This window comes from Arthrobacter sp. CG_A4 (genome assembly GCF_035985125.1).
Lineage (GTDB): Bacteria > Actinomycetota > Actinomycetes > Actinomycetales > Micrococcaceae > Arthrobacter.
On sequence record NZ_JAXCID010000046.1, the window covers coordinates 24,143 to 32,463 of the forward strand.

General features: G+C 66.9%; 11 protein-coding genes. 8 read left to right on the top strand and 3 right to left on the bottom strand.

Annotation, left to right across the window (positions count from 1 at the left end):
• The first annotated feature begins 13 nt into the window (after positions 1-13).
• Positions 14-205 (top strand): hypothetical protein, encoded by a 192-nt coding sequence (locus tag RCH07_RS16290; RefSeq protein ID WP_326968528.1) that lies wholly within the window; start codon positions 14-16, stop codon positions 203-205.
• Positions 206-216: 11 nt separating this feature from the next.
• On the opposite strand, the gene RCH07_RS16295 is transcribed toward RCH07_RS16290, so the two are convergent.
• Both RCH07_RS16295 and RCH07_RS16300 read right to left on the bottom strand, forming a co-directional pair.
• The gene (locus tag RCH07_RS16295) at positions 217-699 is read right to left on the bottom strand and encodes an SRPBCC family protein (RefSeq protein WP_326968529.1); all 483 of its coding nucleotides are present in this window, start codon (positions 697-699) and stop codon (positions 217-219) included.
• A complete protein-coding gene (locus tag RCH07_RS16300) occupies positions 696-1,058 on the bottom strand; it encodes an ArsR/SmtB family transcription factor (protein ID WP_326968530.1) in 363 nt (120 codons plus the stop codon). The genes RCH07_RS16295 and RCH07_RS16300 overlap by 4 nt, the downstream gene beginning before the upstream one ends.
• A gap of 217 nt (positions 1,059-1,275) precedes the next feature.
• Between RCH07_RS16300 and RCH07_RS16305 the strand changes: the two genes are divergently transcribed.
• Positions 1,276-2,919, top strand: coding sequence for an alkaline phosphatase D family protein (locus RCH07_RS16305; protein ID WP_326968531.1), 1,644 nt, complete (start codon positions 1,276-1,278; stop codon positions 2,917-2,919).
• Positions 2,916-4,217 carry an alkaline phosphatase family protein gene (locus RCH07_RS16310; protein WP_326968532.1) on the top strand — a complete coding sequence of 434 codons (1,302 nt, stop codon included), beginning with the start codon at positions 2,916-2,918 and terminating at the stop codon, positions 4,215-4,217. Before RCH07_RS16305 ends, RCH07_RS16310 begins: the two co-directional genes overlap by 4 nt.
• 163 nt (positions 4,218-4,380) lie before the next feature.
• On the opposite strand, the gene RCH07_RS16315 is transcribed toward RCH07_RS16310, so the two are convergent.
• Entirely contained in the window at positions 4,381-4,830 is a 450-nt protein-coding gene (locus tag RCH07_RS16315; protein ID WP_326968533.1) for a MarR family winged helix-turn-helix transcriptional regulator, read from the bottom strand.
• A gap of 192 nt (positions 4,831-5,022) precedes the next feature.
• On the opposite strand from RCH07_RS16315, the gene RCH07_RS16320 reads away from it, so the two are divergent.
• The 5 genes from RCH07_RS16320 (at position 5,023) to RCH07_RS16340 (ending at position 8,188) form a co-directional block, all read left to right on the top strand.
• Entirely contained in the window at positions 5,023-5,634 is a 612-nt protein-coding gene (locus tag RCH07_RS16320) for an SRPBCC family protein (RefSeq protein ID WP_326968534.1), read from the top strand.
• Positions 5,634-6,083: an ArsR/SmtB family transcription factor gene (locus RCH07_RS16325; protein WP_326968539.1), complete on the top strand. Its 450-nt coding sequence runs from the start codon at positions 5,634-5,636 to the stop codon at positions 6,081-6,083. The genes RCH07_RS16320 and RCH07_RS16325 overlap by 1 nt, the downstream gene beginning before the upstream one ends.
• A gap of 3 nt (positions 6,084-6,086) precedes the next feature.
• Positions 6,087-6,530 (top strand): SRPBCC family protein, encoded by a 444-nt coding sequence (locus RCH07_RS16330; RefSeq protein ID WP_326968535.1) that lies wholly within the window; start codon positions 6,087-6,089, stop codon positions 6,528-6,530.
• Positions 6,531-6,873: 343 nt separating this feature from the next.
• Positions 6,874-7,362, top strand: coding sequence for an SRPBCC family protein (locus RCH07_RS16335; RefSeq protein WP_326968536.1), 489 nt, complete (start codon positions 6,874-6,876; stop codon positions 7,360-7,362).
• Positions 7,363-7,480: 118 nt separating this feature from the next.
• The gene (locus RCH07_RS16340) at positions 7,481-8,188 is read left to right on the top strand and encodes a FadR/GntR family transcriptional regulator (protein WP_326968537.1); all 708 of its coding nucleotides are present in this window, start codon (positions 7,481-7,483) and stop codon (positions 8,186-8,188) included.
• The last annotated feature ends 133 nt before the right edge of the window (positions 8,189-8,321 follow it).

Consider the following 8,321-nt stretch of genomic DNA (forward strand, 5'->3'; position numbering starts at 1 on the left):
CCCGCGTTGCTTTTTGAGGGAAGTACGACGGCGGCAGGTCACCATCCCTGGGGACGGTGACCTGCCGCCGTCGTACCCTGCCGTCCAAGAACCCTGCCGTCCAAGAACCCTGCCGTTCAAGAATCCTGCCGCCGATCTGAACCCTGCCGATCTGGACGCTGCCGCCGATCTGAACCCTGCCGATCTGGACGCTGCCGTGAAGTAGGCGCTGCGCCCTCAGGCTTTGGCGCCGCTGAGAAGCTCGTCGAGACGTTCGTAGCCTTCGGACAGGCCGCTTTCCATGCCGGACTGTGCCATGCCGTCGCGGGCCTCCATGCTGGGGTAGACCGCGTGGGCGGTCAGCCGGGTGCGGCCGTCGCCGAGGTCCGCCAGGGTGAGGAACTCGATGCTGACGACGTCCGGGTAGCCGCTGAACTCGAAGGTCTGGATGGCGAACTGGTTCTCGCGGACCGTGTGGAAGATCCCGCTGAACTTGTAGGGCACGCCGTCCGGCCCCGTGTGGGTATAGCTGTAGCTGCCGCCGGTGCGGAAGTCGTAGTGGTCGACGTCGATGGCCAGGCCGCGCGGGCCAAGCCACTGGGCAACGAGTTCGGGTTCCTTGTGGGCCCGGAAGACATCGGCGACGGGGAAGTCGAACTCACGCTCAAAATCGATGAAGGACAGGCCCTCCGGGACAGTGACTTTCAGGGCGTTGGTCATGACGAGTCCTTTGCCTGGGTGCCGCGTGCCGCGGCGTTGGAGTGGAGCACGGCGTCAAGGCTGCGGAACTGCCCCTCGCGGACCAGCCGGTACTGGTCGATCCATGCGGTGAGCGCCTCCAGCCGTGCGGGGTTCAGGTGGACGGGCCGGCGCTGGGCGTCACGGGTGCGTGTGACCAGCTGTGCCTGCTCGAGGACCTGGATGTGTTTCGAGACCGCCTGCTTGGTGATCGCGAAAGGTTCCGCCAGTTCATTAACGGTGGCCGGACCCCTGCTGAGCCGGGCGATGATGCGGCGGCGGACGGGGTCGGCCAGGGCGAGGAACGCCGAGTCGAGCAGCTCGTCGTCGCGTAGGTCCACCGGTGTCCCCACCTCCTCGTCAGCCTCTTGTGATCAATCCATTCGTTGATCAACCATGTGGTTGTTTAAGGATAGGACGGGGCCCGCAGTATGACAAGAGGTTTGCGGCGCTGACGGCCCGAATGGGCACTGCGCCACGGAAAACACTTGGCGAATGTCCGGTTAACTGCGCGAAAAACCGCCTGTCAGAGGCGGAATCGTCCGGATACTGGAAAGCATGACTACCTTTACTCGTCGTCAAGTACTGCGTACGGCAGGGGTCGCCGCCGTGGCCGGAACCATGGCCACCGGCACCCCCGCGGGCGCGTCTTCCGCCTCCGGAACCGGCCTTTTTGGCCATGGGATCGCCTCAGGAGATCCCATGCCGGGGAGCGTGCTGCTGTGGACCCGCGTCACGCCCACCCCGGAATCGCTACCGGGAAGCGGTGCCGGCCCCGACGTTTTGGTCGGATGGGAAATTTCCGCAGATGCAGCCTTCAAGAAAGTGGTGGCTCGCGGTACCGCGGCCACCGGTCCGGCCCGGGACCACACCGTGAAAGTGGTGGCCGCCGGATTGGCTCCCGCCACGAGCCACTGGTTCCGTTTCACTCTCGGGCGGGAATCCTCCCCCGTGGGCAGGACCCGGACCGCACCCGCCGCCGGCACCGCGGTGGCGCGGCTGAAGTTCGGTGTGGTGTCCTGCGCCAACTGGCAGGCGGGATACTTCTCCTCGTACCGCCACCTGGCCGCACGTGGCGATCTCGACGCCGTCCTTCACCTGGGCGACTATCTCTACGAATACGCACCCGGTGACTACCAGGCCCGCGACGTCGTGGTCCGCCCGCACGATCCCGCCCTCGAGATGACCCAGCTGGCGCACTACCGCCGTCGTCATGCCCAGTACAAGACGGATGCCGACCTCCAGGCGCTGCACGCAGCGGCCCCGTTCATCGTGACCTGGGACGACCACGAATCGGCCAACGATGCCTGGCAGGGCGGCGCCGAAAACCACACCGAGGGCGCCGAAGGCGCCTGGCGCGAGCGCTTCGACGCCGCACACCGGGCCTATGCCGAGTGGATGCCCGTCCGCTACGAGCCGGGCGGCCAGCTCTACCGCCGGCTGGACTTCGGCTCCCTGGCCAGCCTGTCCATGCTGGACCTGCGCTCCTACCGGGACCAGCAGGCCGCCAACGGCGCGGATCCCGCGGTCAGCAGCCCCGCCCGCACCATCACGGGCGCCGCCCAGATGGACTGGCTGCTGGGCAACCTCCAATCCACCGGCCCGCAATGGAAGCTCGTGGGCAACCCGGTCATGATCGCCCCCGTCCGCTTCCCCTCGACCCTGAACACTGCCGAACTGGCGGGGGTGCAAAAGCTGGTGGGCGGAACCAGCATCAGCGGCGTGCCGTACAACGTGGACCAGTGGGACGGCTACGAGGCGGACCGCAACCGTGTGGTCCGCCACCTGCGCGACAACGCCGTCAAGGACACGGTCTTCCTCACCGGCGATATCCACTCCGGCTGGGCCTGCGACATCCCTGCGGACCCGGCTACCTACCCGGCCACCGGTGACTCCGTGGCCGTGGAGCTGGTGTGCACCTCCGTGACGAGCGACAACCTCGACGACATCCTCAAAGTTCCGCCACGGACCGCATCCGTCGCCGTCGAAAACGCCTTCAAGGCGGCCAATCCGCACGTCAAGTACCTGGACTTCGACTCGCACGGCTACTCAGTCCTGGACGTGACGGCCGCCGGAGTCCGGATGGACTGGTACGTCCTGGCCGAACGGACCTCCGCCAGCTCGGGATCGACGCTGTCCACATCGTTCAAGGTGCAAGCTAACACCGGCAAGGTTACGCCGATTCAAGGAGGCCTCCAGTGAGCCGTTCACCGCAGCAGGGCACACCTGCCGGCAGCGAACTGACGACGCCGGGACGCCGGCAGTTCCTGCAACTCGCCGCTGCCGGCGGGGCCGCCGTCGTCCTTTCCGCGGCGCAGGGCACGGCCTGGGCCGCCCCGGCCGCGGGGCGGACCCGTTGCTATGTGCTGGTGGTGGACGGCTGCCGGCCGGATGAGATCACGCCCGCCCTGACGCCGAGGCTGGCTGCCCTGCGCGACGCCGGCACCAATTTCCCCGCCGCCCGCTCGCTGCCGTTGATGGAGACCATTCCCAACCACGTCATGATGATGACGGGGGTGCGCCCGGACCGTTCGGGCGTGCCGGCCAACGCCATCTTCGACCGGGCCGAAGGCATGGTCCGCGACCTGGACCGGTCCACGGACCTGCACTTTCCGACGCTTTTGGAGCGGCTGCAGAACCGCGGGCTCACGACCGGATCGGTGCTCAGCAAGGAGTACCTTTACGGCATCTTCGGTGCCCGGGCCAGCTACCGGTGGGAACCCCGGCCGGTGCTTCCGGTGACCGGCCACGCACCCGACGCCGCCACCATGGACGCACTTCTGGCGATGGTGAGCGGTCCGGACCCGGACTTTGTATTCACCAACCTGGGCGACATCGACCGTGTGGGCCACTCCGACCTGTCCGGCACCACGCTGCGGGCGGCGCGTGCGGCGGCACTGGCGGCCACAGATATGCAGGTCGGCCGATTCATCGACCATCTCAAGGGCGCAGGTACCTGGGATTCCAGCGTGATCATGGTCCTGGCAGACCACTCCATGGACTGGTCCGTCCCCAGCAACGTCATCTCGATCAACCTGATCCTCCAGTCCCGCCCGGAGCTGCAGTCCAACGTCAGGATTGCCCAGAACGGCGGCGCCGACCTGCTCTACTGGACCGGCCCCGACGCGGACCGCACGGCCGGCCTGGCCGCCGTCGAACAACTGGTCAGCGCGCATGAGGGCGTGCTGTCGGTCAACAGGCCGACGGACCTCCGGTTGGGGGCCGAGGCCGGTGACCTGGTGGCATATTGTCGCGCGGGCTGGCGCTTCGCCGACCCGTACGTCGCGTCCAACCCGATCCCGGGCAACCACGGGCATCCCGCCACGGAGCCCATTCCGTTCTTCGTCGCCGGCGGCAGCCCGCTGGTGGTGCGGGGGTCGGTGTCTTCCGAGGCTGCCCGGACCGCCGACGTCGCGCCGACCGTCGGCGGGATTTACGGGCTCAAGCCCCCTGCCGGCGGCTACGACGGCACGGCCCGTAGTTCCGCCTTCACCCGGTAGCCCGTTCCGTCGGGCTTCCCAAAAAACAACGCGGGGTCACTTCGCGCCCATCCTGCACCCCGGGACGGGCGCGAAGTGACCCCGCGTTGTTCTTATGGCCCGACCCCGGGGGAGCCCCTTGCGCTCAGGCGGGGAATGTGAGGCGCCTTCGAGGGAGTTGGAGCTACACGTGGGCGTGCAGCCGGGGCAGGGCATCCACCAGCGTCGCCAGTTCCGGTACCTCATGCGCCTCCGCGAGGGCCCGCTCCAGCGTGGCGTCGTGGACCGGCCGGCTCTGCTCCAGGAGCGCGATCCCGGTCGGGGTGAGTTCGGTGTAGATGCCGCGGCGGTCGTCCGCGCACAGAATCCGGGTCAGCAGGCCCCGGTCCTCGAGCCGGCTGACCAAGCGTGTGGTAGCGCTGGCGCTCAACGCGGTGGCGCGCGCCAACTGCTGCATCCTCATGTGCCAGCCATCCTGCCGGCTCAGCGCGTCCAGCACTGTGTACTCCACGACGGATAGTTGCGCCACAGCCTGCAGGGCGCGTTCCAGCTCCGTCTCAATCAATCCGTGCAAGGCCGCCAGTGTCCGCCAGCCGTGCGCCCGGACCTCGACAGCGCGGTCCTTGATGCCCATCAGTTTGTTCCCTTCAGTCCGGTCTGCCCCGTCCCGAACAGCTGAGAACGCACGCAGCCCATCATTTAGTTGCTGGCGCGGCATATTTGCTGGTGCAACAACAAATAGCGCGTCTGCAACTACTAGCCTACGCTTCGCTTTTCTTTCCGGTCCATAGCCAGTCCAGCTCATGTGGTGGCTGGACGGCGGGCCATGGACGCCCCCACTGCGGCCGCGGTCACGCCGACCGAGGGAGGAACCATCAGCAACCGAAAGATATATGTGCAACCAAGGGTTGCGCATCTGGTTTCCTCGAACTACCGTGATGTGCAACCAAACGTTGCAGAAAGCAGGATAATCATGGAGTACGGAAGCATCGAGCGCGAGATCCACGTGGACGCCTCCCCTGAGGTAGTCTTCGAGGTCGTCAGCAGTCCCGAGCACCTCAAGGAATGGTGGCCGGACGAGGTGGAGATCGAGCCGGCGGCCGGCGCCACGGGCCGGATCGTCTTCCATCGCGCGGCACCCGAAGAGGCGCTGGTCGTTCCGATCATGGTCGTCGACGCCCAGCCGCCGCGCCGCTTTTCATTCCGCTGGGTCTACGAGGCGGGAGCGTTGCCAGGGCCGAGCAATTCGCTGCTTGTGACCTTCGACCTCGAGCCGTCGGGGAAGGGGACCCGCGTGAGGATGACCGAGACCGGCTTCCGCGAGCGGGGCTGGGAAGCGGCCGCTCTGGAGCAGGCCTACCAGGAGCACGGCCAGGGTTGGGACTACTTCATCCCCCGTCTCGGTGAGTACGTCGCACGGCTGGTGTCGTCGTCGTGATGGTCGCGGTGGACGACGACCTCTGGTCGGCGATCGGGGACCCCACGCGTCGTCGGATGCTTGACCTGCTCCTGGCCGATGGTGCGGGAACAGCCACGAGCCTCAGCGAGCACCTGCCTGTGACCCGTCAAGCGGTCGCGAAGCATCTCGGCGTGCTCGACCGCGCCGGCTTGGTCAACGCCACCCCCGCCGGTCGCGAGATGCGCTACCGCGTCGATGGCGCGCAGTTCGCCCGCGCTGTGGCCCAGCTGGCCGCGGTCGGGACGGCCTGGGATGAACGGCTGCGGCGCATCAAGCGGATCGCCGAGGCGATCCAGCGCACTCAAGACCAGACTACGCAAGACCGGACCAGCCAAGACCGGACCAGCCAAGACCGGACCAGCCAAGACCGGACCAGCCAAGACCGGACCAGCCAAGACCGGACCAGCCAAGTTAAGACGAAGGAGTAGGACGTGGTGGACATCCTCCACAGAATAGGCGTCAAGGACTCGTCCCCGGACAAGGTCTACAACGCGTTGACCACGCTCGACGGCCTATCCGGCTGGTGGGCCAGCGACACGACGGGATCCGTCGAGGTCGGCGGAGTGATCGAGTTCCGCTTCGAGCCCGGTGGCTTCGACATGCAGGTCGCCGAGCTCAAACCGGCAGAGCGCGTCCTCTGGCAGGTCGTCGACGGCCCGGCCGAGTGGATCGGCACCACGGTGAACTGGGAGATCAAGCAGGAAGGTGAGTACACCATCGTCCTGTTCAGCCACGTTGGCTGGAAGGAGCCGGTCGAGTTCATGCACCACTGCAGCACCAAGTGGGCCGTCTTTCTGATGAGCCTGAAGTCGCTTCTCGAGTCCGGCACCGGCAACCCGGAGCCGCGCGACGTCAAGATCAGCAACTGGCACTGACCTCGCTGCCACAGGGGCCCCGCCGCTATGGAGGATCCCCTACAGCCCGGCGACCGGCAGATCACCCCCGCCCGGGAGGACGACGCCGTCGATCGCCTGCCGCGCCGGTCTGCCAGTTGCCCGGGGGCCGGCGCCGCGGTGAGCAGCGCCGGTTCGCCGCCGCCGTCGTGCACCAGTTCCACGATACAGCCGAAGAGGTGGCTGGCTTCCACCACGCGCGTTTCCGGGTCCGCGGAACTGCCGAGGCGGACAGGGACGCTGATGCGGGTCCGGCTGCTGCGGGAGAAGGGCGGAGGCTGCCTGGATTGACCTGCAACACGGAGCCCGGGGCTAGGATTGCCGGATGACCAACAGATATCTTGTGTCCCGCAGCCGCTTCATCGCCGCCGCCCCGGAAGCCATCTTCGAGGTGCTCGCCACCCCAGCACTGCACAGCGTGATCGACGGCTCCGACACCGTAAAGGGTGCCCAGCCGCGCGGCCCGGAGCGGCTGGCCCTCGGCGCGAAGTTCGGCATGGACATGAACATGAGGCTGGACTACAAGATCCTCAATACCGTCTGCGAATTCGAGGAAGGCCGCCGGATCGCCTGGCGGCACTTCGGTGGCCACATCTGGCGCTACGTGCTGGAGCCCGACGCCGACGACGCCGGCAACCCCGGCACCCTGGTCACCGAACAATGGGATGCTAGGGAAGTGCGCGCCAGGATTCTCCTGCGCCTGGCCGGCTTCGTCCGCCGCCACCCGGCCAACATCGAACAGACCCTCGCCAAGCTTGACGCCTACCTGGCCAGCGCCGCGGGGCGCGATTCGGACGACGCGGGGGTTTCCTGACGCCAAAGGCGGCGCTGACAGGGGCCGTGCAGCCGGCGGCGGTGCACGGTCCGTCCGGCGGTTTCTGTAGTGTGGATGGCACCGGGAGCAACGAGCAAGACTGAAGGTGGGAACCGTGATGGGCCGCAGGACACTCGTGGACGATCTCGTCGACGGCATCCTCGCCGACATCCTCGACGGTAAACTGCAGCCCCACGAGGCCATTCCGCCCGAAGCGGACATCGCCAAAGCCTACGACGTCAGCCGTCTCACGGTGCGTGAAGCGCTGAAGGTTCTGCGGGCGCAGAACATCCTCTATGTAAAAGCCGGCCGCGGAACCTTCGTCAATCCCACTGACAACTGGACCGGGCTGGACGCGATCTTCAAGGCCGCCTCGCACGGCAGCGGGGCGGAGCAGGTGGCCGTGGGGCTCATTGAGATGCGCCGCATGGTGGAAACCGGGGCGGCCGCGCTGGCGGCCAAACACCATACTCCCGAGCATGCCCGCCAGATGCGCTTGTGCATCGCGGACATGAAACGCTTCTATGATTCCCGCGACCTGGATGCCTTCGTGGCGGCGGACATCGGCTTCCATGACGTCGTGCTAAAGGCTTCGGGCAACCTTTTTGTCCGGGCGCTGTTCGCGCAGCTGGGACAGCTCCTTTACGTGACGCGGCGTGAGACGTCCGCCGTCGCGGAGATCCAGCTGCACGCAATCGAGTACCACCAAAAGGTCATGGACAGCATCCTCAGCGGCGACGTCGAGCTGGCCCGCCGCGCCATGGACGAACACATGGACCAGACCTACCGGGACTACGAACGCTACGTACACACCGCAACGCCGTGAGATATCAGTCCTGACGCCGTACCGCGCGCCAGTAGGGGCCCCGGGGAATCATGTCAAGATGCGCGCGTAGCTTTCTTCGTGGAATCATTCGAAAGTGCGCGCGTGGACGGCATGGTTTTGGGTCCTTGTTTGC